The 25392-nt window shown below is 43.7% G+C and carries 22 protein-coding genes; 18 read left to right on the top strand and 4 right to left on the bottom strand.

Annotated elements, in window-relative coordinates:
- Nucleotides 1–40 precede the first annotated feature (40 nt).
- Nucleotides 41–628 carry a class I SAM-dependent methyltransferase gene (locus tag VK70_RS10245; RefSeq protein WP_233277807.1) on the bottom strand — a complete coding sequence of 196 codons (588 nt, stop codon included), beginning with the start codon at nucleotides 626–628 and terminating at the stop codon, nucleotides 41–43.
- A 151-nt stretch (nucleotides 629–779) separates the two neighbouring features.
- Between VK70_RS10245 and VK70_RS10240 the strand changes: the two genes are divergently transcribed.
- The 7 genes from VK70_RS10240 (at nucleotide 780) to VK70_RS10210 (ending at nucleotide 11341) form a co-directional block, all read left to right on the top strand.
- Nucleotides 780–2366: an alkaline phosphatase family protein gene (locus VK70_RS10240; RefSeq protein WP_025698850.1), complete on the top strand. Its 1587-nt coding sequence runs from the start codon at nucleotides 780–782 to the stop codon at nucleotides 2364–2366.
- A 482-nt stretch (nucleotides 2367–2848) separates the two neighbouring features.
- Nucleotides 2849–3052, top strand: coding sequence for an HAD family hydrolase (locus VK70_RS29515; RefSeq protein WP_081754985.1), 204 nt, complete (start codon nucleotides 2849–2851; stop codon nucleotides 3050–3052).
- 327 nt (nucleotides 3053–3379) lie between these two features.
- Nucleotides 3380–5035, top strand: a complete 1656-nt coding sequence (locus VK70_RS10230) for a PTS transporter subunit EIIC (protein WP_025698852.1) — start codon at nucleotides 3380–3382, stop codon at nucleotides 5033–5035.
- A complete protein-coding gene (locus VK70_RS10225; protein WP_025698854.1) occupies nucleotides 5013–5861 on the top strand; it encodes a PRD domain-containing protein in 849 nt (282 codons plus the stop codon). Before VK70_RS10230 ends, VK70_RS10225 begins: the two co-directional genes overlap by 23 nt.
- 403 nt (nucleotides 5862–6264) lie before the next feature.
- Nucleotides 6265–7731, top strand: a complete 1467-nt coding sequence (locus VK70_RS10220) for a glycoside hydrolase family 68 protein (protein WP_025698856.1) — start codon at nucleotides 6265–6267, stop codon at nucleotides 7729–7731.
- Between the two features lie 450 nt (nucleotides 7732–8181).
- Nucleotides 8182–9639: a glycoside hydrolase family 68 protein gene (locus VK70_RS10215; RefSeq protein ID WP_025698858.1), complete on the top strand. Its 1458-nt coding sequence runs from the start codon at nucleotides 8182–8184 to the stop codon at nucleotides 9637–9639.
- Between the two features lie 130 nt (nucleotides 9640–9769).
- Complete coding sequence (locus VK70_RS10210) at nucleotides 9770–11341, top strand: glycoside hydrolase family 32 protein (RefSeq protein WP_036642318.1); 1572 nt, start codon at nucleotides 9770–9772, stop codon at nucleotides 11339–11341.
- A gap of 87 nt (nucleotides 11342–11428) precedes the next feature.
- On the opposite strand, the gene VK70_RS28290 is transcribed toward VK70_RS10210, so the two are convergent.
- A complete protein-coding gene (locus VK70_RS28290; RefSeq protein WP_155986966.1) occupies nucleotides 11429–11602 on the bottom strand; it encodes a hypothetical protein in 174 nt (57 codons plus the stop codon).
- Nucleotides 11603–11793: 191 nt separating this feature from the next.
- Between VK70_RS28290 and VK70_RS10205 the strand changes: the two genes are divergently transcribed.
- The 6 genes from VK70_RS10205 (at nucleotide 11794) to VK70_RS10180 (ending at nucleotide 16858) form a co-directional block, all read left to right on the top strand.
- Nucleotides 11794–12168, top strand: coding sequence for a hypothetical protein (locus VK70_RS10205; RefSeq protein WP_025698861.1), 375 nt, complete (start codon nucleotides 11794–11796; stop codon nucleotides 12166–12168).
- 135 nt (nucleotides 12169–12303) lie between these two features.
- Nucleotides 12304–13203 carry an efflux RND transporter periplasmic adaptor subunit gene (locus VK70_RS10200; RefSeq protein WP_025698862.1) on the top strand — a complete coding sequence of 300 codons (900 nt, stop codon included), beginning with the start codon at nucleotides 12304–12306 and terminating at the stop codon, nucleotides 13201–13203.
- Nucleotides 13204–13208: 5 nt separating this feature from the next.
- The gene (locus tag VK70_RS10195) at nucleotides 13209–13892 is read left to right on the top strand and encodes an ABC transporter ATP-binding protein (protein WP_179945339.1); all 684 of its coding nucleotides are present in this window, start codon (nucleotides 13209–13211) and stop codon (nucleotides 13890–13892) included.
- Nucleotides 13893–15065 (top strand): ABC transporter permease, encoded by a 1173-nt coding sequence (locus VK70_RS10190; protein ID WP_025698865.1) that lies wholly within the window; start codon nucleotides 13893–13895, stop codon nucleotides 15063–15065.
- 36 nt (nucleotides 15066–15101) lie between these two features.
- Nucleotides 15102–15776: a response regulator transcription factor gene (locus VK70_RS10185; RefSeq protein WP_025698866.1), complete on the top strand. Its 675-nt coding sequence runs from the start codon at nucleotides 15102–15104 to the stop codon at nucleotides 15774–15776.
- Nucleotides 15773–16858 (top strand): sensor histidine kinase, encoded by a 1086-nt coding sequence (locus tag VK70_RS10180; RefSeq protein ID WP_025698868.1) that lies wholly within the window; start codon nucleotides 15773–15775, stop codon nucleotides 16856–16858. The genes VK70_RS10185 and VK70_RS10180 overlap by 4 nt, the downstream gene beginning before the upstream one ends.
- Here the strand turns inward: VK70_RS10180 and VK70_RS10175 are convergent.
- On the bottom strand, nucleotides 16831–17445 hold the full coding sequence (locus VK70_RS10175; RefSeq protein WP_233277806.1) for an HD domain-containing protein: 615 nt from the start codon (nucleotides 17443–17445) through the stop codon (nucleotides 16831–16833). The genes VK70_RS10180 and VK70_RS10175 overlap by 28 nt on opposite strands.
- 238 nt (nucleotides 17446–17683) lie before the next feature.
- Here VK70_RS10175 and VK70_RS10170 point away from each other — a divergent pair, with 238 nt between their 5' ends.
- The gene (locus VK70_RS10170; protein WP_025698872.1) at nucleotides 17684–19249 is read left to right on the top strand and encodes a DNA-binding protein; all 1566 of its coding nucleotides are present in this window, start codon (nucleotides 17684–17686) and stop codon (nucleotides 19247–19249) included.
- 633 nt (nucleotides 19250–19882) lie between these two features.
- Here VK70_RS10170 and VK70_RS28285 read toward each other — a convergent pair.
- Complete coding sequence (locus VK70_RS28285; protein ID WP_155986967.1) at nucleotides 19883–20056, bottom strand: hypothetical protein; 174 nt, start codon at nucleotides 20054–20056, stop codon at nucleotides 19883–19885.
- Between the two features lie 252 nt (nucleotides 20057–20308).
- Here VK70_RS28285 and VK70_RS10165 point away from each other — a divergent pair, with 252 nt between their 5' ends.
- The 4 genes from VK70_RS10165 (at nucleotide 20309) to VK70_RS10150 (ending at nucleotide 25385) form a co-directional block, all read left to right on the top strand.
- Entirely contained in the window at nucleotides 20309–21091 is a 783-nt protein-coding gene (locus VK70_RS10165; protein ID WP_025698874.1) for a recombinase family protein, read from the top strand.
- A gap of 198 nt (nucleotides 21092–21289) precedes the next feature.
- On the top strand, nucleotides 21290–21676 hold the full coding sequence (locus VK70_RS10160) for a hypothetical protein (RefSeq protein ID WP_155986968.1): 387 nt from the start codon (nucleotides 21290–21292) through the stop codon (nucleotides 21674–21676).
- 237 nt (nucleotides 21677–21913) lie between these two features.
- Nucleotides 21914–22828 carry a HamA C-terminal domain-containing protein gene (locus VK70_RS10155; protein WP_025698877.1) on the top strand — a complete coding sequence of 305 codons (915 nt, stop codon included), beginning with the start codon at nucleotides 21914–21916 and terminating at the stop codon, nucleotides 22826–22828.
- Nucleotides 22818–25385 carry a DEAD/DEAH box helicase gene (locus tag VK70_RS10150; protein ID WP_025698879.1) on the top strand — a complete coding sequence of 856 codons (2568 nt, stop codon included), beginning with the start codon at nucleotides 22818–22820 and terminating at the stop codon, nucleotides 25383–25385. Before VK70_RS10155 ends, VK70_RS10150 begins: the two co-directional genes overlap by 11 nt.
- Nucleotides 25386–25392 lie beyond the last annotated feature (7 nt).

Here is a 25392-nt window from a genome sequence, read left to right as displayed (position 1 = left end):
AAAGCAGAGTCTTTTTCGGATAGCGCTTCTCATTGTGAGATTATGTGAGGTTTGCCGAGAAAAACAGTTCATTATATAACAAACCTTTTCGAAATCGGTTGATGACCTGTGAAGTAAATTCATTCTCCCGAAACAATTGGATGTATTCTTCTTCTCTCCGGATATACTCCCCATTGTCATAAAGATTCATAAACCAATTACTTAACGGTTTGTTTCGGCATAGACAAGGTTCCATAACGATGATTTTTCCGCTCGGTTTTAATACTCGCTTATATTCCTTCATGTACTCTGCAATTTCTTCGGACGAAATATGGTGCAACACAGCAACGATGAGTATGTAATCGACAGATTCATCATCAACCGGAAGCTTGCCGTTTTCAAGAACAAGAAATTTGTGAGTCGGATACAGCCGTTTCGCATAATGAATCCGTCCGGCGTCTGGATCGATGCCGAGATAGTGGTTCGGCTGAAACATCGCACAATTAGCCCCTGTACCCGAGCCAAAGTCAAGCACGACTTTGCCGTTAAACGCGAATCGGGTTTGGATTTGATCATGAATATATTTTTTGGTAAACCATTTCGGACGAACGAACCAATGGTAAAGCTGGGGTGAAGACGAAGTATTCAAAAGCTGCCACCATCTTTCCTGAGATTGAAGTCACGACAATAATCTAACCCTCCTATCCCGGAAAAATTCAATAAAAATTTTACATAATCATAGCCTCAATTGGGCATTTTTATTTTTAACTTGATAACCATCCGAGAGGGGAAAATTCAGTATGAGAATAACCGTTATTTTGACAATCGGCCTAAGTTTAATCATCTCTCTTACAGGCTGCCAAGCGAAATCGGGGATGAACGTTGAAATGCGCTCCCAACAGGAGTTCAAGGCAACATCAACGGGCAAAAAGCCCATCGTAACCATTATCATCGATTCCCTGATGGACAAGCCGCTGCAGGAAGCGTTGAAACAAGGCAAGGCGCCCGCACTAAAGTATCTGATTGATCACGGGCAGTATTTTCCTAATGTTGTTAGTTCTTTTCCGACCATGTCCGTAACGATTGACAGTACGTTATTAACAGGGGTGTACGCGGATAAGCATCATGTTCCGGGGCTGGTGTGGTACAGTGACCGGGAGAAGCGGATGATCTTTTACGGCAATGGGCCAAGAGAAGCTTTGAAGATTGATCAGCTGCAAGTATTGACGGACAGCGTTTATCAAATGAACCAGATTCAATTAAGCAAAAAAGTGAAGACCATTCATGAGGAATTGGCCGACTCAGGCCAACATTCGGCTTCGATCAACGCAGTTATTTACAGAGGCAGAACGGAAAGGGAGTTGCGTGTCCCCCAAACTATGGCGAAAACGACACGGCTGCCGGATTATTATAAAGTTAGCACGCCGGAGTTGTTCTCGCTTGCCGCGTTCGCCCATTTGAACCCGCAAAACGCCAACCATACGGCCTTATGGGAAAAATATGGTATGAATGATAAATTTGCAGCCCGGGACATAGCTTTTCTGGTGAAAAATGGGGAGCTTCCAGATGTGACGATCGGATATTTTCCAGGAAACGATAGTGTTCATCACCGAAAAGGCTCCATGGCGCTTAAAGGGATTGAGCGGGCCGACCGGGCGCTTCAGCATGTACTGGATTCATACGGGTCATGGGAGGAGGCGGTTAGAAGAACCACGTGGATTATTCTGGGGGATAGCGCTCAAAGCGATGTGATGGACAATCGGGACGAATGTAAAGTGGATTTACAGCCTCTTCTGAGCGGTTACCGGATCGCCAAGCTGGGCAGGCCCGTGGGAGAAGACGACCAGATCGTCATCGCGGCTAACGAACGGATGGCTTACATTTACGCTATATCGCCCGGCCTGAAGCTCTCTGACATTGTAAAAAGTTTACAAAAAGAAGCTAAACTCGACATCATAGCGGTGAACCAGGATCAATCGGTACGGCTTACGGGTGGAGGACAAGGAGATAACGTTCTTTCCTATAGTCCGGGAGGGCCATATTCGGATGAATACGGGCAAAAATGGTCGCTGTCGGGCGACCCCAGGCTTGCGGACATTTCCCTCCATGAACGTAAGATCAAATACGGAAAATACCCGGACGTGCTGGCCCGATTATATGGCGCGCTCCATTCCCATGAAGGACGATATGTCGTCGTCACGGTGAAACCGGGATATGAATTGGCCGGCGAAAGCTCTCCCACCCATCGCGGAGGAGGAGCACACGGATCACTGCATGAGGCGGATTCCATCGTCCCCCTCATTGTTGCCGGAACGGATTCACAGCCGAAACACCCGAGAATCGTCGACTTGAAAAACTGGATCCTGCGGATGGCTGAGCAGAAATAATTGCGATGTTTGTTGTTCCAACAGATACCGAACGCGAAAAACTACTCTTCAAAAACTTCCAATTATGATAAAATATTATTGTGGAATCCCACTAAACTTATCGGAGTTGATCATTCATTGAAAGATTTTGAAATAATTAGTATGGACATGTTTCAAACCTTAGTAAATATAGACACTAGAATAAAACAAATCTGGAGGCCCATTTTACAAAACACATTTACGGCCCATTTAGCTGAAGAGTATGGACAAACTTTGCTTAAGTATTTTTTTACACACTGGAATGAACTGAGAACGACGGGGCAATTTCATTTGATGAATGAAGTTTATGAGCGAAGCTTTACGCAACTGTTTAAGGAGAAGGCGGTTTCATATGATGTAGGAGAAGCAGTTAGAATTATATTTCAAGAACATACTTTATCACAATTGTATGATGAGACTGCGGGCTTTCTTGAGAGCGTTTCAAAGAGTCATAAAGTTTGTAACTGCTCAAATTCTATCGAACCCACCCTAAACAAGTGCTTCATATCGGGGATTCTGCTTCGGATGTCCTCGGAGCTAATAGAGAAGGCATCGTAACTTGCTGGATTAATAGAAATAATAGAGTTTGGGAGCATGAAGTTAAACCGGACTACGTAGTAGAGTCATTAAATGAAATTGAAGAATTATTGATGACAAGAAAAAATTAGGGCGATAGTTCTAAACCTTCGGCTGAGCGGACATCGATTCCAACTAAGGCAGAGTGCCTGTTTCGACAAGTTAAAGGTGGTAATTACTAACCATTGATTTTATATTCGATTATTGTCACAATAGAAATGCCATTATATATTACGAAATTGTTACCTTTTGGCCACTAGGGCCAGAGAAGAATCAAGTGCCGCCGAATCCATTATTCGGTGATGATGCTTGATTTGAAAATAGGTCTTTTTTTGCATCAATAAAAGAATGTTCCCCGCCGATATAAAATTTGAACCCTGCCATAGACGCTGTACATAAGAAACGGGGAGGAGCTGAAAATGCCAGAAAGCCATATTCACCCAATTCAGAACGGGCGAGGTCCCCAGGTTAATCAGAACCCGGCGAAGGAACTGGCCATGCGCTTCATTGAACTGTCCGGCGGTCTGGACAATGTGTCGGAAGTATCTCACTGTACAACCCGAATTCGACTCCGATTCCGAGACGGTACCCGCGTGGATGAAGCTGGTCTTGCGCAAATCGAAGGGGTTCAGAATGTGTTCGTTCATGCCGGACAACTGCAAATTATTGTGGGTCCGGCAATAGTCTTTAAGTTGCACCGTCAAATGGTTCGTCTTCTTCAGAGCACTGACACTGGGCCGGAACGTCAGCTTGAAGCGGAACGTCAGCACGGAACTGGCGTACCGGAGAGCCCTGTCCGCATCGCGGGGGCGACCGATACCTTGCTTCCTTCCTTGCGGGGAGCATGGAAACGGAGAGTCTGGGCGCATCAGGCAGGAGAGGGGGCATCTCCGGAGCTGAATGACTCGGCAAAAAGGGGCTCGATTGGCCGGGTGATGGGGGCGGTCGGCTTTTTTTCCGATATCGTGGTGCCGATCATCCCGCTCTTCGTCGCGGTTGGCCTGCTTTTCGGCTTGATCAGCATGATCAAAGCCTTCGGTTGGGCGTCCCCTGACAGCACATGGTTTCGGACGCTATTATTGCTGACCGGCTCGGCCTTTCAAATCATGGCCGTGATGTTCGGCTATCAAGCGGCCAAGCGGTTTGGGGGCACCCCTGCGCTCGGTGCCGCAATCGGAATTGTCATGACCCGGCTCGACTTATCGCATCTGGCAGGAACTGGCGGAACAGCGATACTTAGCCCCGGGGATTTGACGAGCACCCCACAGTTCGGCTATCAAGGTACCGTGATTCCGATTATTCTTGCGGTATTGCTGATGACGCTTATCGAGAAGGGACTGCGGCGGATTGTTCCGTCATCGATCACCATTTTGCTGGTTCCCTTTCTCAGCTTTGTCATTGGAGGCGGCCTCGCTGTCCTGCTCATTGGTCCGCTTGCTGCGCATCTGGGCAGCTTTCTTAGCAGCTTGCTGGAAGAAGTGTACCAACTTGGAAGTACGGCATTCGGACTGCTCCTTGGCGGGGTCTATGGTCTTATCGTCTTGACCGGGCTGCACCACGGCATTCAGGCAATTGAAATCGGGCTTATTTCCAATCCAAACGTCGGGGTCAACTTTCTGCTCCCCATCTGGTCGATGGCGAATATCGCTCAGGGTGGGGCCGGACTTGCAGTGTATGCCAGAACCCGTGACACCGAGTTGAAAAAAATAGCGCTTCCCGCCTCGATTACCGCCTTTCTCGGTATTACCGAGCCGATCGCATTCGGCGTCAACCTGAAGCTTGGCCGCCCTTTCCTGGGCGCAGCAGCGGGAGGGGCGGTTGGAGGGGCTTATGTTGCCTTTCATGAGGTGGTAGCCAATTCGTTCGGATTGACCGGGATCCCGATGATCGCCTTTATCGTCCCGCCCGGACACATCAACTTCATTCATTATATGGTAGGTCTTCTTTTGGCTACAGGAACGGCTTTTGCAGTCACCTGGTTTCTCGGAGTCGATAAACCTCATCATCAGGAAGAATGGAATAATACTAATCGCAAAAGCATAGGAGAATATCATGAAAATCAAAAAAATTCTTAACAATAACGTGGTTGTGGTACACGACCTGGGAGAAGAAAAGATTGTCATGGGTTCCGGTATTGCTTTTCAAAAAGGAAAAAACGATATTGTCGATCCGTACCGCATCGAGAAAGTGTTCATAATGGACGATCCGGATCAATACAGCCATCTGCAGGAAATACTGCGGACATTACCCGAAGAGGAAATCGCGGTGTCCGAGAGCATTATTTCATTTGCGGAGTACGAACTCTCAGTAACCTTCAAAAAGCATATTCATATTGCGCTGACGGATCATCTTTCATTCGCTTTGAAGCGGCTTAGTAAAGGCATGGTCATTCAGAACACGCTCCTGCAAGAAATCCGGATTCTCTACCCAAGAGAGTTCCAAATCGGGCAGCATGCGAAAAGACTAATTCGCGAGAAATTGCAGGTCGAAATTCCGGAGGACGAGGTAGGTTATATCGCCATGCATATCCATACTGCGTGGGTCAATGCCGGAGCCTCAGGGGCAGGTGTGGACAGAGCGGCCTTAATCCGGGATATTGCCGAAGGAGTGGAACGTACCGCCGGTATTATTTTGGACCGGGCTTCTGCCACCTATGAGCGTCTAGTGAATCAACTCGAAAATATTCTTCGAACCGATGACAGCGGAAAGCTGTGCAATGAACTGGACCCTGAAATTGTCAGGATCGCCAAGGAACGCTATCACACGGCTTACGAACAGGCCAGATGGATTGCAGGCCAGGTGGAAGAGGATTATGGCTATACGTTTGCCGACAGCCAACTGGTGTTGATCGCTATGGAAATCAATCGGATGGATACCCGGTTGAAGGATATGGCGAATTGAGTTTCTTCATTATAATATATATAAAGTATTCTCTTTAAAGAAACGGATCCGTCCATTGTGGAACGGGTCTGTTTTTTTCTATATTCCCGTCCGTCTTCCGACATCATTCAACTTTATTCTCCATTAAATTATAAACGCTTTGAACTAATCAGGAATAATTAGGGATTTTTGAGGATAGACTGACGGAAAAATCCTCCTTTTCACCTTATCCAAAAAGAGGAAATTTAGTCTATAGTTATTGTGTGCTAAAAAATATAGAATAGCCATGACAACAAAACATTGTCGGGATTGTTACTGCTAAGCAGGCAAGACCTAAAAATCTCTTTGGGAATTTCCCCATCGGAATTTTTAGGTCTTTTTCTGTTGGCAGGAACAAAATATGAAACGAAGAAGGAGACAGGGCATGAATATCAAAAAGTTTGCGAAGCAAGCGGCAGCAGTAACTTTTACAACAGCTTTACTGGCAGGTGGCGGAACCTCAGCTTTTGCGCAAGGGCAAGACACTACTAGCTACAAAGAAGATTACGGATTTACCCACATCACACGTTTTGACATGCTGAAAATTCCTGAGCAGCAGCAAAGTGAGCAGTTCAAAGTACCGGCGTTCGACGCATCCACCATCAAGAACATCGCTTCGGCAAAAGGCTATGATAAGTTTGGCAATCTGATCGACCTGGATGTATGGGACAGCTGGCCGCTGCAAAACGCCGATGGAACGGTAGCGAATTATAAAGGCTACGAACTCGTTTTTGCCTTGGCCGGAAGTCCGAAAGACGGTAATGACACTTCGATTTACCTGTTCTATCACAAAGCTGGAGACAATTCGATTGACAGCTGGAAGAATGCCGGCAGAGTCTTCAAAAACAGCGATAAATTCGATTCGGGCGATCCGATCCTTAAATATCAGACCCAAGAATGGTCAGGTTCCGCTACATTGACCCCTGAGGGTAAAGTGCGTTTGTTCTATACGGACTTCTCGGGTGCGACGTGGGATGGCGGAACGGGTTATGGCAAACAAACGATAACAACGGCTCAAGTCAACTTGTCAGAGCTGGATGCCCAAACTTTGAAAGTGGACGGCGTTGAGGATTATAAGTCCATCTTTGACGGAGACGGAACGACTTATCAAAATGTTCAGCAGTTTATCGATGAAGGCGCCTATTCTTCAGGTGACAACCATACTTTGAGAGACCCTCACTATGTCGAAGACAACGGCCACAAATACCTTGTATTCGAGGCTAATACCGGGACTGAAACGGGTTACCAGGGTGAGGATGCCTTCAATAACAAAGAGTTCTATGGCGGAAATAAAAAGTTCTTCGAAGCGGATAGAGAAAATCTGCTTCAAGGTCCGCAAAAGCCTCTCGCTACCTTGGCGAACGGCACCCTTGGCATGATTGAACTAAATGACGATTATACGTTGAAAAAAGTCATGAAACCGGTGATTGCATCCAATCTCGTAACGGATGAAATTGAACGGGCTAACGTATTTAAAATGAATGGCAAATGGTATTTGTTCACCGACTCCAGAGGATCGAAAATGACTATTGACGGAATTACTGCTAAAGACATTTATATGCTGGGCTTCGTATCCGAGTCGCTTACCGGACCTTACAAGCCGTTGAACGACACTGGACTTGTGCTGCAATTGGATCTTGATCCTGCGGATCTTACCTTTACTTACTCTCACTTTGCCGTACCGCAAGCAGACGGTAAAAATGTGGTTATTACCAGCTATATAACCAATCGCGGCTTCTATCCGGAGCATCGTGCGTCCTTCGCGCCAAGCTTCCTGATGAGCATCAAAGGCAACAAGACTTCGGTTGTCAAAGACAGTATCCTTGAACAAGGACAATTGACGATCAACTAATAACAAGCATCAGCCATTAAGCGAAGTATACCCGTTCCGGGCGGCATGGGTCTATGGGCCTATGTCGCTTTGGTTTGCTAATATCGTAATTTTTGGCGGAGAGTTGAAGAAAAGGAAGCTCATGTTATCGCAGGATAAACCATCTTGAATCCGCTGAAACTGTGAATAATTAGCAAAAACTTTAGGTATATATGAGGATAGACCGATTAGGAGAGTCCTCCTTTTAGACTCAAGCAAAACGGGAGTTTTGGTCTATAGTCAGACCGTTCACCAAACATATACAATAACCGTGACAAGAAAATATTACAGGATTGTTACTGTTTAGGCAGGCAAGACCTAAAGTATCCAATTGGGGATAGCAATGCGCTATCTATTGATATCCCCATAGGAGATTTTAGGTCTTTTTCTGTTTGAGAGTAACAAAATTCGAAGGAGAAAAGGAGACGAAGTATGAACATCAAAAAGTTTGTGAAGCAAGCAACAGCAGTAACTTTTACAACAGCTTTACTGGTAGGTGGCGGTACATCAGCTTTTGCAAAAGGAAAAGACACTCAGTCTTACAATGAGGACTATGGCTTTTCCCACATCACACGCTCTGACATGCTGAAAATTCCTGAACAACAAAATGACGAAAGATTTAAAGCGCCGCAATTTGATGCATCGAAGATCAAAAATATCGCATCTGCTAAAGGCTATGATGAATTCGGAAACCTGATCGATGTGGATGTATGGGATAGCTGGCCGCTGCAAAACGCCGATGGCACCGTAGCAAATTATAAAGGCTATGAAGTTGTTTTTGCTCTAGCGGGAGATCCAAAAAGAGGCTGGGACACATTTATTCACTTGTTCTATAAAAAAATCGGCGATAACTCTATTGACGCTTGGAAGAGTGCCGGCAGAGTATTCAAGGACAGCGACAAAAATGTTCCAAACGATCCGATTCTGAACAAGCAAGCTGAAGAATGGTCGGGTTCCGCAACCTTGACTTCCGATGGAAAAGTTCGCCTGTTCTACACCAACCGTCAAGGCTGGGATCCGGCGCACGGCTTCTTCGGTAAACAAACCTTAACAACGGCTCAAGTTAATCTGTCCGAGCCTGATGCTAGTACGCTGAAGGTGGATGGCGTGGAAGACTTCAAATCGATCTTTGACGGCGACGGAAAAATCTACCAAAATGTAGATCAGTCTTTCGGCGGCGGAGACTATTCCGACAATCATACCTTGAGAGACCCTCACTATGTTGAAGACAATGGCCATAAATACCTTGTCTTTGAATCCAATACAGGTACTGAAACGGGTTATCAAGGTGAAGATGCCTTCAATAACAAAGCTTTCTATGGCGGAAATAAGAAATTCTTCGAAGACGAGAGAGAAAAGCTGCTGGCAGGTCCTAAAAAATCACTCGCTACTTTAGCGAACGGTTCCCTGGGTATCATTGAATTGAATGATGATTATTCGCTGAAAACAGTTATGAAGCCGCTAATCGCATCCAATCTTGTTACAGACGAAATCGAACGGGCGAACGTATTCCAAAAGAATGGCAAATGGTATCTGTTCACGGATTCCCGTGGATCCAAAATGACCATTGACGGAATCGGCGCGGAAGATGTTTACATGCTGGGTTATATCTCGGATTCCTTGACAGGACCTTACAAACCGTTGAACGGCAGCGGGCTTGTCCTGAGTATGGATCTTGATCCTAAAGATGTTACTTGGACTTACTCCCACTTTGCTATCCCGCAAGCTGACAGCGATAACGTGGTCATCACAAGCTACATGACGAACAGAGGTCTCTATCCAGAGCACCGTTCCACCTTTGCGCCAAGCTTTGTGGTAAACATTAAAGGCTCCAAAACTTCGATTGTCAAAGACAGCATCCTTGAACAAGGACAATTGACGATCAAGTAACAACAGGGTTTCTGCATAAATAATTAAAGAAGAGAAAATGTCAATGTTACATTGGCATTTTCTTTTTGTATTAAAGCGAGGTGTTTCATTGAACAGCAACAAAGCATTTAGAAGACGATTCACGATATGGATGATTTGTCTAGCTGCTGTGATCATGGTAGGGTTAGCGGTTAATTATTCAACAAAGGATAGAGAAGAGGGAACGATCAAAGAGAAAACTATCAAAGAGAAAACTATTGTTACTGAGAAACTTCCCCTTTCTCCGAAAAAGCCTACCTATACCTATCGGGCAGCCTATCATTTTTCACCTCCCGATAAATGGATGAACGACCCTCAGCGGCCGATTTATTTGGACGGCAAGTATCATTACTATTATCTCTACAACCGCGATTATCCAAAAGGAAATGGTACAGAGTGGCGGCATGCGACATCAACGGATTTGGTGCATTGGACCGATGAAGGGGTAGCCATTCCTAAATATACGAACCGAAACGGCGATCCTTGGACGGGGTCGGTCGTTGTAGATACAGAGAATACGGCAGGCTTTGGCAAAGGGGCTCTTGTGGCAATTGTGACACAGCCCTCGGCGGATGGCGGGAAGCAGGAGCAATATTTATGGTACAGCACGAATAAAGGAAAGAAGTTCATCTCATATCGCAACGTTCCCGTTCTGAAGAATCCGGGCACACATGATTTCCGCGATCCGAAGATTATCTGGGACCCAGAATCCCGGAAGTGGATTATGACCATGGCGGAAGGAACAAAAGTGGGTTTTTACGAGTCCTCGAATTTAAAGGATTGGCGCTATATCAGCGGTTTCATTACGGAAAATATCGGTATTGTAGAGTGTCCGGACCTTTACAGCATGCGGGCGGATGACGGGACCTATCACTGGATTCTCGGCGTCAGCGCAAATGGGAAAGCGGAAGGTAAACCCAATACCTATGCTTACTGGACAGGAAAATTTGACGGCAAGGAATTTATCCCGGATCGCAAGGAGCCGCAGTGGCTTGATTACGGCTTTGATTGGTATGCCGCTGTGACGTTTGAAGAGGGAGCGGGCGACGATAAAGACAGCCACCGTTATGCGCTGGCCTGGATGAATAACTGGGATTATCCCAATACTACGCCGACGCTTCAGGAAGACTATAACGGAATCAATTCGATCGTTCGTCAAATCAAGCTTAAGTCTGCGGGCGGAACGTACCTTTTGGTTTCACAGCCTGCTCAGGCATTGGATCAATTGACGAAATCAACGGAATCCTTTCAACGAATCGAGGTTAATGGCTCTAAAACGCTTAATACAACCGGAGATACGTACCAGCTTGACGCGGACATATCGTGGTCGGATCTCAAGAATGCAGGACTCAGACTTCGTGAATCTCCCGACAAGAAGCGGCATGTCGATGTCGGGGTTTTTGTGGAAGGCGGCTACAGCTATGTCAATAGAGCAAATACATGGCAGCCCGACAAGCGTGGAACCTATGTGGAGAGCAGGGCGCCGTTTGATACTGGCAACAAAAAGGTTCATTTAAAAATCCTCGTCGACAAAACAAGCATCGAAGTCTTTGTTGATGACGGATCGGTCGTGTTTTCCAATGTCATTTTCCCCGGATGGAAGGATAAAGGGATCACTCTTTTTTCAGAAGGCGGCCAGGCGGTCTTTGAAAATGTTGTGATCAAGCACTTGGGCAAAAATTAATCAGCATATAGATTCTTATATTTTGCCAAGCACCGGCTACCGCAGCACTTTTTCAGCAGCGTTAGCCGGTTTTTCTTCTTTTCTTACTTAATATTCAAAGCTATCGGGCTGATCCATGGCATCAACCAGTTTCTTCTTCTGCTCCAGCTCACCGTCAGATTTCATATCCAAGCCTCTGTCACCGGCAGCCTGCTCTTCCTTATCTAGCGCAGTCCGGTTCATTTCCCTCTGCTCATTAAATTCCTGCTGTTCTTCTGTCACGGTATGCCTCCTTCTGAAGTTGTCTAAATTGGCGGGTCTCAGCGGATGTCTCCTTGCCGGGTCCCTTACCATTGTTAACCAATCATATCTTCCTTAAGCAAAAAACAAACGTTTTAACCGCTATATTTGTCTTTTACCATTCTTGAAAGTTTGTAATAGACTATATCATCCTCAGATAAGGAGTGATAAAGTTGGCAAACAGAGATGTACGTCTTTCTCTTTGGTCGGGCACCAATTTTACTGGCCGCCGGATTCTTTTCAGACGGGGAGGAGTTGCGGTTCGTGATCTTGGAGCGTTTCGGTTCGACAATGTTCTCTCGAGCTTCCGGCTCAGAAATGTGGTGCAGAGCTCTCAAGTAACGCTTGTTCTGTTCTCAAGAATTAACTTTCAGGGATCATTCCGTGTGTTCCGTGGAAGTCAAAACGTAGCGAACTTGGGTAATTTTAACTTCAACAATGTCACATCTTCGTTTATTTTGGTAGGACGCAACCTGACCAACGTCGAAATTGCCCTAATCCAAAGCACGGGCAGACCGCCTCGCGACATCCTCATCATAAGACAGTAACACCGCAAATGGGCGCCTTAGGGCGCCTTTTTTTGTGATGCCATCATTCACTCCCAGAGATTTTTTTCGGCCGTTCATCTACAGTTCATATACCTGGGTTATGATTGCTTCAATAATTACATAGGAGGTTTCTTCATGAGTACAAAAAGAAAGTCCAAGACAAGAAAATGGCTGGTTATCGGTTTAGTAGTAATTGCCGTGGCCGTTATTGCCGGTACGTTGTTAATGCGGCCCGCAGCCGCATCCTATGAAAGTGCAATTGCCAAGACAGGAGATATCACGACCTATTATTCTTTTTCAGGAAATGTCGAAACGAAGAACCGCCAAACGGTTATGGCGGAGAAGATATTACAAATATCGGATATTAAAGTCAAAGAGGGAGATACGGTTAGCGAAGGCGATGTGCTGCTTACGACAACAGCCGGAGATGAGATTAAGTCGAAAATCAACGGTGAAGTTGTGAAGATCAATGTAGAAGATAACGCACAGGTCATGGCCGGAACGGCGCTGCTGGAAATCGTGGATTATAATAACCTGGAGCTTAATGTCAAGGTGGATGAATACGACATTCATGCCCTAGCCGCAGGCAAGGAAGCAGCAGTAAAAATTGGGGCAATCAACAAGGAAATGACAGGGAAGATCAGCAGTATTTCTAAAGAAGGCCAGATTATGAACGGGATCACCTTCTTTATAGCGACGATTGACCTTGCCAAAGATAAAGACCTCAAGATCGGCATGTCGGCAGAGGTAAAGCTTATTAGCAGCAAGGCTGCGGGAGTTGTTACATTGCCGATGACAGCCATACAGTTTGACGACAACAATCAGCCCTATGTACTAAAGAAAGATCAAAATGGGGCGGAGGTTAAAACGGAAATCACGACGGGGATCAATGATGGGACAAGCGTTGAAGTGAAGAGCGGGGTTGCGAACGGAGAAACGATTCTCTATAAAAAAGCTGCTGCGGCATCAACACAAGTAGGATTCGGCAGAGGAGGCGGCAATGCGAATGGTTCTAATGGGGGCGGTAACGAATGACAGAAATTCTTCGCATGCAAAATATAAATAAAAGCTACTATATGGGTGAGGAAGAGCTGCCCATTCTGCATGATGTAAACTTAACCATCCATTCCGGTGAATTTGTGTCCATACTGGGTCCGTCAGGCTCAGGCAAATCTACCATGATGAACATCATTGGTTGTCTGGATGTGCCGTCGTCAGGGAAGTATCTGCTCTCCGGCAATGATATTAATGACCTGGATGAGATTGAGCTTGCTAAAATACGGAATAAAGAAATAGGCTTTGTCTTTCAGAATTTTCAGCTGTTACCCCGGATGACCGCTCTGCAAAATGTGGAGCTTCCATTAATATATCGAGGCTTGTCATTTTCGGAACGCCAGCAGCGCGCAAAGGCAATCCTTGAACGTGTAGGATTAGCGGAAAGAATGAAAAATCTGCCCAACCAGCTCTCCGGCGGACAGCAGCAGCGTGTGGCGATTGCCCGCGCATTGGTTACGGAACCGACGATCCTGCTAGCGGATGAACCAACAGGTGCCCTGGATCAAAAGACAGGTGCACAGGTCATGGAACTGTTCGAAGAACTGAATGTAGATGGAAGAACGATTGTGATGATTACCCATGATATCAAGATCGCAAGTCATGCCAAAAGAGTCGTTCATATTTTAGACGGTTATCTAACAGAGCAGACGGGGCAGGAGGTGGAGTAGATGCTGTATGAAAGCATAAAGATGTCCTGGGAAAATATTATTCATAACAAGCTCCGTTCCTTCTTAACCATGCTCGGTATCGTTATCGGCGTAGCCTCGATTATCGCATTAATTACGATCGTTCAAGGCGCGACGAACAGTATCAGCGATCAAGTCAATGCGCTTGGCGTCAACCGGATTATCGTTAATGCGATGGGCACTCCTCTTAAGCAGGGCCTTAACGAAGATGATATGAACAGCATTGCGGAATTAGACAATATCAGCGGCGTATCGCCCACCGTTTCAGGGAAGACGGGTATTGTGTATAATGGTCATGTTAAAGAAGACGCATCGGTTCAGGGAAAGAATGACGTTTACTTCAAGTCCGATTCAAGCTTGTTGAAATCCGGAAGAGCAATCAATCGATTGGACCTGGAAAGCAAAAATCAAGTTGCTGTTCTTGGCAGCGATATTGTGAATGAATTCTATTACGGGGTTGACCCTGTCGGCAAAGAGTTAATGATCAACGGGACGACTTATACGGTAATCGGCACATTAACCTCTTCAAGCGGATTTGGGCTCAACTCAAATAATGATTCGATCCTCATTCCATATACAACCGCGCTGCGTAATTTGAACGTAAAAAGTATCTCGAATTTGGATGTTTATCTTAAGGATACCAGCTTGGCGGATCATTCGGTAACCGATATTAAAGCCGTGCTGAATGCGGCGTTTAATTACAAGGATAACGCATATACCGTTAATAATATGGGGGATATGATCGATTCCTTCCAATCCATGATGTCGATGATGTCCATGCTTCTTGGGGGAATAGCCGCTATTTCGCTTGTTGTCGGGGGGATCGGTATTATGAACATGATGCTTGTATCCATCACCGAACGGACGACGGAAATCGGTCTTCGCAAAGCTTTGGGAGCGACTCCGAATCGAATACAGCTTCAATTTATCATCGAATCGATCTTCCTCTCGCTTATTGGCGGACTGATCGGATTAATACTTGGAGCACTCATTGCCTATGTTGCCGCAGCGCTTATTGGACTGGGCTTCTCCATCTCCATGTCTACCGTTGCACTGGCGATAGGGTTCTCTGCCGGAGTAGGTATTGTGTTCGGGTATATGCCTGCCAGAAAAGCCAGCAGACTCAATCCGATAGACGCGCTCAGAAGCTTGTAATTAAGCAGATACTAACTATTAAAGGAAGCGGCAAAAATGGTCAATATTCTGGTTGTTGATGATAATGAAAGTATCCGAAAGCTGATGACAACATATTTAATCCGCGATGGATATCATGTTTTTGCCGCTTCTGATGGATTGAAAGCATTGGAAGTGCTGGATACGGAGCATATCGATCTAATGATCGCGGATATTATGATGCCGAACATGGATGGCTACACGTTAACCGAAGAACTAAGAGGCTCAAGGCATGATCTCCCTATATTGATGATTACGGCAAAGGAAACCTTTGCAGATAAGAAAAAAGGCTTTCTGGTCGGCACCGATGACTATATGGTAAAGCCGATTGATTTTGATGAAATGCTGCTGCGGGTCCATGCATTGCTCCGCCGGGCCAAAATTTCCAATGAGCATCGAATCGTGATCGGCGAGGTTATCCTTGATTATGAAACGTTAACGATCACAACTCCAGCCGAAACGTTTATTTTGCCCAAAAAAGAGTTTTACCTGCTGTTTAAGCTGCTAAGCTATCCGCAAAAAATATTTACGCGGCAGGATCTGATGAATGAAATTTGGGGGCTGGATCATGACACCGACGAACGCACCATTGATGTCCATATCAAGCGCTTGCGCGAGAAATTCGATGGATTCGAGGAATTTAAAATCGTCACCGTCAGGGGACTTGGGTACAAGGTGGAAAAGCTGATATGAAAAAGCCCCGTCTGCTCACATCCATTTATGCTAAATTCGCAATCCTCTTTTTGCTAATATGGTGGATACTAAACTCATTGACTTTTGGTGTGACTATTAATGTCATTGCCATTAGTTTTTTCGATAAATTGTCTATGGACCAGGACCAGTTAATGGCTGAATTTAGAAGAGTCCGATCGATTACCGGTCTTGTCTTTCTTGTAAGCGCCGCAGTAGGAACAATCATCATCTTATTTGCGGTAAGAAGCATTGTAAAACCGATCAAGAGGCTATCCAAGGCATCCAAAGAGGTGGCCAAGGGCAACTTCGATATTGAGGTAAAAGTAACGAGTGGGGATGAAATGGGGCAGTTGACCGCCGATTTTAACCTAATGACTAAGGAACTGAAAAATATCGACGTGCTGCGCAAAGACTTCGTATCCAGCGTGTCACATGAGTTTAAGACCCCCATTACCTCCATAAAAGGTTTTGCCAAGCTAATTCGAGACAACCAGCTGACGGACGAGCAATTCTCGGAATACACCGAAATCATCGTGAACGAAAGTGAGCGGCTGTCGGTGCTTTCGTCCAATCTATTAAAGCTTTCCGAGCTGGACAGTAAAGTGATACGAGAGCAGGCAACCGTATTTTCGCTCGATGAACAGATCAGGAAAGCGGTATTAATCCTGGAAGCCGCGTGGTCGAGGAAGGAGATTGAATTCGATATTGACCTGGAGGAAGTGACGATTGCGGGCGATGAGCATTTGCTTCAGGAGGTGTGGTTAAACCTGATTCAGAATGCCATTAAATTTTCACATCAGCAGGGTACGATAAAAATTGGTCTGTACAGAAGCGGAGAGCTCGTAAATGTGGAAATTACGGATTATGGCATCGGGATTAGGGAAGAGGATAAGGGACGTATTTTTGAACGGTTCTATAAAGGCGACAAATCACGCTCGCAGGACGGGAATGGATTGGGACTGGTTATCGTCAAGAAGATCGTTGAGATGTCGGGTGGAAAAGTATATTTTGAAAGTGAACCGGGCAAAGGCACTACATTTATCGTTGAACTTTGTCAAATTTCTCCGTTCCATTCTGCATAGAAATGATTTAAGAACTCTACCATAATGTCATGCCTTCTTTGAGCTTTCTGTGCTCCAATTTCTGTATTCATCAAATCCTTTAATAATAGTAATTTTTCGTAGAAATGACTGATCGTATCATTGTTCAATGACGGATTATACATGGGTCTATGGACATGTCCACCATAAGTAAATGCTCTGCCTATACCCATCGCTCCAATGGCGTCAAGTCTATCGGCATCTTGAACAATTTTTGCTTCGATTGTAGATAATTTATGTTTATTAGCTCCACCTTTAAAAGAAATGTTATTCGCTATGTATACTACCGCTTCAATAATTTCTTGAGAAACTTCCAATCCACCTAAGAAATCTGAAATCATTCTTCTTCGATCATCGTCAGTGTATCCAAATTTATGGTCAGCTATATCATGAAGCAAAGCTCCCAATTCAACAATAAAACAATCCGCTTCTTTTGTTTGTTTAGCAATATCAGCAGCATTATTATAGACTCTGACAATATGCCACCAATCATGTCCTGAACCTTCGCCTTCCAGCCTTCCTTTTACAAATTGTTTAGTCTTCTCCAAAACGAGTTCTTTGTTCATCATAAATCCCCTCTATATATAGCTTCAGCCAATCCCGGAGCCGTGTCCAAATCAGCAGCGTGTATGCCTCTTATTATAACAGGTGCCGGATCTAATCATCCGGTTGTTTTGTTGTCCACACATCAAAAATGTTTGAAAATTGTAAAATATATCAAATCTATATTCTATTCCAAAATCTCCTATGCTATTCTAATAGCGGCCATTCATGGTCAAATCCAATGAAGAGAGTGGAGGAATGAATATGTTTCAAAGCTTCCTGCGGCTGCGCAAAACCTGGACGAGCCTGGCGATTGCCGCTGTGCTGGCGTCGGCATTAGGGATTCCGTCGCAGCAGGTCAATGCGGAAGGACCGTCCGATCTGGCGCCCAGCATCACCCCGGCCGCCGCGAACGGTAAGAAGGTTCTGTTCGACAATACACATGCGCAGACCGCAGGCGCGGCGGATTGGGTCATCGACGGCGGCTTCTCGGATTTCGCCAACGGATTGGCGGCCGAAGGCTATTATGTTAAGGAGCTTCGCAAGAGCACGACGATCACCTTGTCGGATCTGTCCGGCTACGATGTATTCGTCATTCCGGAAGCTAATATCCCTTACAAGACATCGGAGCAGACCGCTCTGCTCAACTATGTACAGGGAGGCGGGAGCATTTTCTTCATCAGCGATCATTACAACGCAGACCGGAACAAAAACCGTTGGGACGCATCGGAGGTCTTCAACGGCTATCGGCGGGGAGCCTGGGCGAATCCTGCGCTCGGCATGAGTACGGAGGAAGCCGCTTCGTCCGCTATGTCCGGGGTCGCCAGCGCGGACTGGCTGTCTTCCAACTTCGGTGTCCGATTCCGCTACAACGCGCTTGGCGACGTGACAGCCAATAATATCGTGACGCCGTCGCAAGCGTTCAATATTACAAGCGGGGTATCCACCGTTGCCGTCCACGCCGGTTCAACGCTCGCCATTACCGACCCGGCGAAGGCGAAGGGAATCGTCTATGTTCCGACGACGGCTGCCGCCTGGCCGAGCGCAGTGGATGCCGGAGTTTATAACGGCGGCGGGGTTGCGGAAGGGCCGTTTGTCGCCGTAGCCAAGGTTAGCGCCGGCAAAGCGGGCTTTATTGGAGATTCCTCCCCGGTCGAAGACGCTTCACCTAAGTATAAGAAAGAAGAGACGGGCGGCACCAAAACGACGTACAACGGCTATGGGGAAGCGAACGACGCCACTCTCTTGATCAACATGGTCAACTGGCTCGCGACGCCGGAGAGCTATACAACTCTCTCCTCGGTACCTGGGCTTACACTGGATACGGCAACTCCGTTGTACAGCTGGGAAGCGCCCGCCAGCTCCACGGAGCCGGTGACAGAGCCGTGGGCATCGCCGGCTGCCGGGTACAAATGGTATGATCCTTCCACGTTCAAGGTCGGCTCTTATGGTGCTAGCTCGACCTCCACTACGACGCCAACTTATGCGTTCAACCATCAAGCGACGCTCCCGAACCATTATGAGTTCCAGGTGGAAGTGATTGTTACCGGTCTGACGGCCAACTCGACGACCTCCGGCTACAGCCTCGGAGTATACACCAGTACAGGGACGCAAGTCGCGAAGGTTAAGAACAGCGACGGTTCGTGGCCGTCATCCTATGGCTACAGCTCAACCTTCTCGCTGACGGCCAATTCAAGCGGTGTCGCCTCCAAGATATTAACGGTAACCATCAATCCGAGCGTAACCGGCGCAGCCAATATGCGGTTGAGATTGAGCGGTACAGCTAAATACACCGAGGCTGTAACGATAGCAGACGTTCCTGTCCAGTAATTCGAGTCGGATCTGCGTGTTACGCTGCCGGCAACTACGCTACTGAACTTATACTCTAAATGGAGCGGGGTAACAGCATTGAATGTTGCCCCGCACCCTCTTTTGAGGGCGCCAAACGCGATAACAAGCCCGTCTTTTTACCTGTTGGGTGTAGCTGATGTTGGTAACACACACGAACCTCTCATTGATGGGATGTTCGTGAGAATCAATTTTAGAAGCTTCCGCCGATGTTGGTGGGAGTTTTTTTCTGTTGAAATCAGAACATTTGTTGTCGTAATTCGATCCCATTTTATAAAGTTGCGGCACAGCCGGAAGCGATATTAAATGAAGCAAATTCACAAGAGTCACAACAAGAACTGAATGAGGGCAAAGAAGAGAGGCCGCTTGACATTGGAGATATTGTAAAGTCGGGGAAATTTGGAGTTACGAACAGCCAAATGATTCCGGCCATTAAGCAAGTGATTGCGGACGGCTCAGTCGAGAAGCTGAGAATGCTTCGTTCCATGTACCTGTATTCCTTCAAGAATTCACTAAGGTATCTGAAAAAGTCAGAACGGGAGTTCATTCAAAATAACCTGAAATAGAACAAGCCGGAGCGAGGTTAGGTCTGCGCTCCGGCTTGTTTTTATTTTGTTAAGTTTTCTGTTTGTCTTGCGTAGAATGATGCAGTTTGGGGAGAGGTATGTCTATCTCGGCCTCGGCTTGGACAGTTCGGCTCAATATCTCGGCAACATGCTCATGAAACTGCTGCGACGCTTTGCCAGATGGTTGATTGATTTCTTTGATAACATATTCACATTTTTTCATTGGGGTACGCCTCCAAAATTCTATAGTTGTCATTTTCGATAATGTGTCATCAAAAATGCTCAACATTCTATTTGTAAGGCGGCAAAATATTAACACGTTTGGAGTAGAGGAACTTATGGAAAGCAAAACAATTAAGCACGTAGCCGTCTATTTAAGAAAATCACGAGACGATAGTGAATTTGAAGATGTTCTCTCGAAGCACAGGGATACCCTTCTGGCCTTGGTGGAGTCGAAATTGGACCTATAGGCTATATGAAGAAGTGGCCTCTGGGGAAAAGATCGAGTCCCGGAAAGAAATGCAAGTTACTTCGGCATGTTGAAGACCAGCTCTATGATGGCGTAGTGGTCATGGATATTGACCGTTTAGGGCGTGGAGAAAATAAGGATTGGGCACTCATTAAAGATACGTTTTTGAACTCCGAGACGGTTATTATCACACCGAGCAAGATTTATGATTTGGAATTGGATAATGACGATGTATCATTTGATTTCATGTCCATTTTTGCCCGGATGGAATACAAAACGATTAAGCGAAGAATGAAGCAGGGAAAAGGGGCTGGTGCAAAGAAAGGCATGTGGACGAATGGCAAACCTCCGTTTCCTTACAACTATGATAAGAATACAAGGTCGGTACTGGTCGATGAAACGAAGCGTTCGATTTTTCGGGCGATTGTCGAGAAGTATCTTAATGGAACCAACCTTGGTCATATTGCCATTTGGTTGGCGGATAACAAGATACCGACACCATATAACATTAAGCCTGATGGAAAGAACAAGGGCTGGTCGAACATTACGGTGCAACGTTTACTGGCTAGTGAAATCCATATGGGTTACATCACTTATGGCAAAACCCGCTCCAAGCGTGGTCAGGTGGAGCTTGTACCCGAAGAAGAACGGATTAAAGTCATGGGAACACATGAAAAGCTGAAAACGCAGGAAGAACATGAAGCGATTATGGAGCGGCTGCTTAAGAATCGCATGTTGAACCCAAATTCAAGGCGTAACATTTTTCCTTTGTCAGGCTTGCTGTATTGAGAGAAATGTGGTTCCCGGATGAGGTTCCGAGTAGGTGAGAATAAGAAGCAAGGGCAGCATTGGAGTGCATTGTGCTATCACCAGTATAAAGATGGCAGCAAATGTGAGTAGCGCGGCAAGGTAATGGATGTTGATTTTTTCAATGCTTTGTATGATCGGATTATCCATGTAGACCCAAACATTCTGCGGGAGATTGAAATGCATGGCAGTCGTTTTAATGATACTCAGGTGATCATCGAGGTCAAAGAGCAGGAATTGAAAAAGCAGAAGCGGGCGCTGGACAAGCTGCATGAATCGTATGAAGAGGACATGATAACGAAGCAAGTATTTTTGGAGCGTAAAGCTATCCGGTCAAGGCAGATACAGAAGTTGGAGGAAGAGTTGAGGGATATACGGAAGGTTGTAGTAGATGAGAGGAATTATCCGACTGTTGAGCAGATATACGAGCGGATGGGGCAGTTTAGGGAATTGTGGGGTGCCTCGATGACGAGTGAAGAGAAGAATCGGGCGTTAAAGAAGTTGGTGGAGCGGACTGTGTATGATCGGGAAGGGGATAGGGTGGAGTTGACGATTTGTTATAAATAATATATTGAAAATCAGCCATAAAAGTCGCTTCTGGGTATAGCCACCAGAAGCTCTTTTGTATATTTAAACATATGAAATTTTAAAATAAAGAGAAGTGGGCCAAAAGTTGCGAAAATAATTTATTTTAAGTAGGTATTTGGAAGGAATATAGAGTCATTTGGCGAATGTTGTAAATATGTGTTTGTTTTGGGCAGACCTGATTATAATTCCAACAGAAGTACTGTGGAGGTAGATGTATTGCTTAATCAATTTAGTCCTCATGTGGATGAGAATTTTTTGGATTTGTTTTATCATGAAATCCAGAGTTTTGAATTGGATAGGTATAACACCAAAATTAATCTCCATACACTTAAAATTGAAAATAATATTTTTGTATATTCCGAATTAGTGGAAAAACTTTTCGACTGTATTGTAACCTATTGCTTATCCCGAAAGGAACTTGAAATATATAAAAATAATAAGGGAATATACGTAAAAGCAATTCAGAGATTACGAAAGTGGGAAAATAACGACGGAGAACTAGGTGAGGTTCTGCTTTATTGCTTTTTAGAGTCACATTTACGCGCACCAAAGATTTTTACAAAAATGGAGCTGAAAACTTCACCTAATGATTACGTAAAAGCATCTGATGGGGTACATGTTTTACAGGTGGATAAAAATAATTTTCAACTAATATTTGGAGAATCAAAGTTAGAAAAAACATTTCAACGATCTTTATATGATGCTTTTAACTCGATTAATGATTTCATAAATAGAAGTACAAACAATATTCATGATGAAATAAGATTGTTGAATACTCATTTGGAAAAAGAAAGCATTTCACCTGCTCTTTATAATGTTTTAAAGAAAATAATTATGCCAAGTGCCAGAGAAGATGAAATATTTAAAGATAACGCTTTTGGGATTTTTGCTGGATTTGAAATCACTGTTGATGATGACTCGCGGAAACTAAGTAACTCCGAATTCAGGAAGATGATACGAACCAAAATTAAATTAGAAGTTGAGAGTCAATACAGTTATATACAGAAGAAGATTGATGAGCATAAATTATATGGAACTACATTTTATGTTTATGCCTTTCCATTTGTTGAAATCAGCAACACTAGAAAGCGCATTATTAAAAATTTAATGGAGGCCACTAATGATTTTTGACAAACTGTCTAGAGATGTCATGATAGATGATTATTTTAATCAACTATACGAACGATTGTTAAAAAATATCGCTTCTAAAGAACTAGTGGTCGATAGTCCCGTGACTATTAGCGAAAAGGAACTGGTTCACTTATTGAGATTTAGTGATATTCTATCTAATTCAACATTAAATGACTGTAGAAATATGGCGTATAGAATTGTTGCTTTTCTAAGCCCCGTATACAAAGGTAATCCTATTTTTAAAACATATTCTACGGCAATATTAAGTAGACTAGGGAATTTCCCTGCTATAAACAATCTAAATCATAATGTGGAACTTCCGTTCGTAAGAGAGATTGAGTCTGTTGTGAAGAAAGCGATTCAGAAAATACCAGGAGCTGAGAACAAATATTTTACAGATTCACAGTTTGATTTATTTGAAAAAATAAAAGAATCAAATTTCTATAGTTTTTCTGGACCCACTTCAATGGGAAAGTCATTTATCATAAAAACATTCATACGTGATAAAATCTCCAAAAAAGATGCAGGGAACTTTGTGATAATTGTTCCAACGAGAGCATTAATAAATCAATTTTCTTATGAAATTAAAGAGGATCTAAAAGAACTAATTATCAATAATAATTATAAAGTAACAACAAACTCCATAGTCACAATTGAAGAAGAAAACGCAGAGAAGAAATATATTTTTGTTCTAACTCCAGAACGACTTTTGAGCTACATCTCAAGTAAAGAAAATCCGAAAATACATTATTTATTTGTAGATGAGGCACATAAATTAGCTGCTGAAAAAGACTATAGAAGCATTACAATGTACTTAGCCATTGAGAAGAGCATGAAGAAATTCTCTGACTTAAAAATATATTTTGCTTCTCCTAATGTATCAAATCCAGAAACATTTTTAGAATTATTTCAAAAATCTGCAACAAAGACATTTACTACTATTGAGTCCCCTGTTACACAAAATGTCTTTTTTATAGATTTAATAAGTAGGATAGTTAGTTACTATAATGAAGGGCGTAAATATGACTTTGAGGATGTTTCTATTAGTAAGTATTCATCATCGTTTGAGCTAATACATAATATTGGGCAATCTTCTTCTAACGTTATATATTGCAATTCAGTTGAAAATACAATAAATAAAGCAAAAGAATTTTTAAAATTTTTACCCAATAAATTAGTGGAAACACCTAATCCAAGTCAATATGAACTAGATGAATTAATATTGGAAACTAAAAAAATGATACATAGAGATTACTATTTAGCTGATTGTTTAGCTCACGGAGTAGCTTTTCATTTTGGGAGTTTACCTCAAGTGATAAGAAATAAAGTTGAGAAACTTTTCAAAGAAGGGAAAATTAAATATTTGTTTTGTACATCAACCTTATTGGAAGGTGTGAATTTACCAGCGAAAAATATATTTATTTTAAGTAACAAAAAACATAAATCAAATATGTCAAAGATCGACTTTTGGAATTTAGCAGGTCGTGCAGGTAGATTGAATTATGAGTTGTTTGGAAATGTATTTTGTATCCGTGAAGAAACTAAGGATTGGAAAAATACAACTGTACTAACTGGTAAGTCAACCACACAACTACAAATTAATGCTACACATCAAATAGATAAAAACGAAAAAAATATTGAACAGTTACTACAAGCAAAACAAATTACATCTTCAGAAGCAGAAAAAGAAGTCCTAAAATATATAGCGAATATTATTAGTATTGATGCTATAGACAGTGGAAATGATTACAAGAGCCCTATTATCAAGAAATTAATTAATGATGGAAAACTAGATTTACTATTAAAGGCTCAAGACAACATAAAAGATTTAAAGATTCCAGTAGATGTTCTTAATAATAATCAATCTATTATGGTTAGACAACAAAATAATGTTTTTGAATTTATTCTTGAAAATCAAGCATTTGAAGAGATAATTAAACTTCCACATGAAATTAATTACAACAACTGTGTTACTGCGTTGGAACTTTTGCATGAGAAGTACAACTGGAACGTGAACGAAAGTAAAAACGATATTGCCAATAAGAATTCTTTAAGATATTACGGGCTTTTAGTAAATCAGTGGGTAAATGGACAAAGCCTGAGTGAAATGATCAATGAAGCACTCCGTTTCTACGAGAAAAATAATAAAAAATTAATGTTTTATGAGAACAATATTCAAGTTTTTGAAGTTTTCAATAAAAGCAAACGTCACATTAATAAAGTAATAAATAATCTGATTTCAGATATTGAAAATGTAGTCAGATATAAATTAGAGAAATATTTTAATAACTACCATGCTATATTAGTTTCTATTTTAGGTGAGAAAAAAGCTGGACCTAACTGGAATGTTTTTTTAGAGTACGGTACAAGGGATACTGTTGCAGTATATTTGCAAAACATGGGCTTTTCTAGGCATGTTTCTGCTTTATTAACGAAAGAACATAGAGACTTATTGAATATCAAGGACGGAAAGTTAATATCAATTAATAAAAAGAAACTTGTTAATCGATTAGTTCAGGGAACACCTGAGTATGATGAAATTAGCATGTTAATCTAGAAAATGA

The sequence above is a fragment of the Paenibacillus durus ATCC 35681 genome, assembly GCF_000993825.1.
In the GTDB taxonomy this organism is placed as follows: domain Bacteria; phylum Bacillota; class Bacilli; order Paenibacillales; family Paenibacillaceae; genus Paenibacillus_AQ; species Paenibacillus_AQ durus_B.
This window is presented reverse-complemented; position numbering and strand designations above follow the sequence as displayed.

Bases quoted from the DNA above. Each gene is read 5' to 3' on its own strand.
- VK70_RS10220 (WP_025698856.1), top strand. From the start codon at position 6,265: ATGAATATCAAAAAGTTTGCGAAGCAAGCGGCAGCAGTAACTTTTACA.
- VK70_RS10225 (WP_025698854.1), top strand. From the start codon at position 5,013: ATGAAAATCAAAAAAATTCTTAACAATAACGTGGTTGTGGTACACGAC.
- VK70_RS10165 (WP_025698874.1), top strand. From the start codon at position 20,309: ATGAAGAAGTGGCCTCTGGGGAAAAGATCGAGTCCCGGAAAGAAATGC.
- VK70_RS10200 (WP_025698862.1), top strand. From the start codon at position 12,304: ATGAGTACAAAAAGAAAGTCCAAGACAAGAAAATGGCTGGTTATCGGT.
- VK70_RS10170 (WP_025698872.1), top strand. From the start codon at position 17,684: ATGTTTCAAAGCTTCCTGCGGCTGCGCAAAACCTGGACGAGCCTGGCG.
- VK70_RS10185 (WP_025698866.1), top strand. From the start codon at position 15,102: ATGGTCAATATTCTGGTTGTTGATGATAATGAAAGTATCCGAAAGCTG.
- VK70_RS10190 (WP_025698865.1), top strand. From the start codon at position 13,893: ATGCTGTATGAAAGCATAAAGATGTCCTGGGAAAATATTATTCATAAC.
- VK70_RS10150 (WP_025698879.1), top strand. From the start codon at position 22,818: ATGATTTTTGACAAACTGTCTAGAGATGTCATGATAGATGATTATTTT.
- VK70_RS10175 (WP_233277806.1), bottom strand. From the start codon at position 17,445: ATGATGAACAAAGAACTCGTTTTGGAGAAGACTAAACAATTTGTAAAA.
- VK70_RS28285 (WP_155986967.1), bottom strand. From the start codon at position 20,056: ATGAAAAAATGTGAATATGTTATCAAAGAAATCAATCAACCATCTGGC.
- VK70_RS10210 (WP_036642318.1), top strand. From the start codon at position 9,770: ATGATTTGTCTAGCTGCTGTGATCATGGTAGGGTTAGCGGTTAATTAT.
- VK70_RS10215 (WP_025698858.1), top strand. From the start codon at position 8,182: ATGAACATCAAAAAGTTTGTGAAGCAAGCAACAGCAGTAACTTTTACA.
- VK70_RS10160 (WP_155986968.1), top strand. From the start codon at position 21,290: ATGCATGGCAGTCGTTTTAATGATACTCAGGTGATCATCGAGGTCAAA.
- VK70_RS10180 (WP_025698868.1), top strand. From the start codon at position 15,773: ATGAAAAAGCCCCGTCTGCTCACATCCATTTATGCTAAATTCGCAATC.
- VK70_RS10240 (WP_025698850.1), top strand. From the start codon at position 780: ATGAGAATAACCGTTATTTTGACAATCGGCCTAAGTTTAATCATCTCT.
- VK70_RS10230 (WP_025698852.1), top strand. From the start codon at position 3,380: ATGCCAGAAAGCCATATTCACCCAATTCAGAACGGGCGAGGTCCCCAG.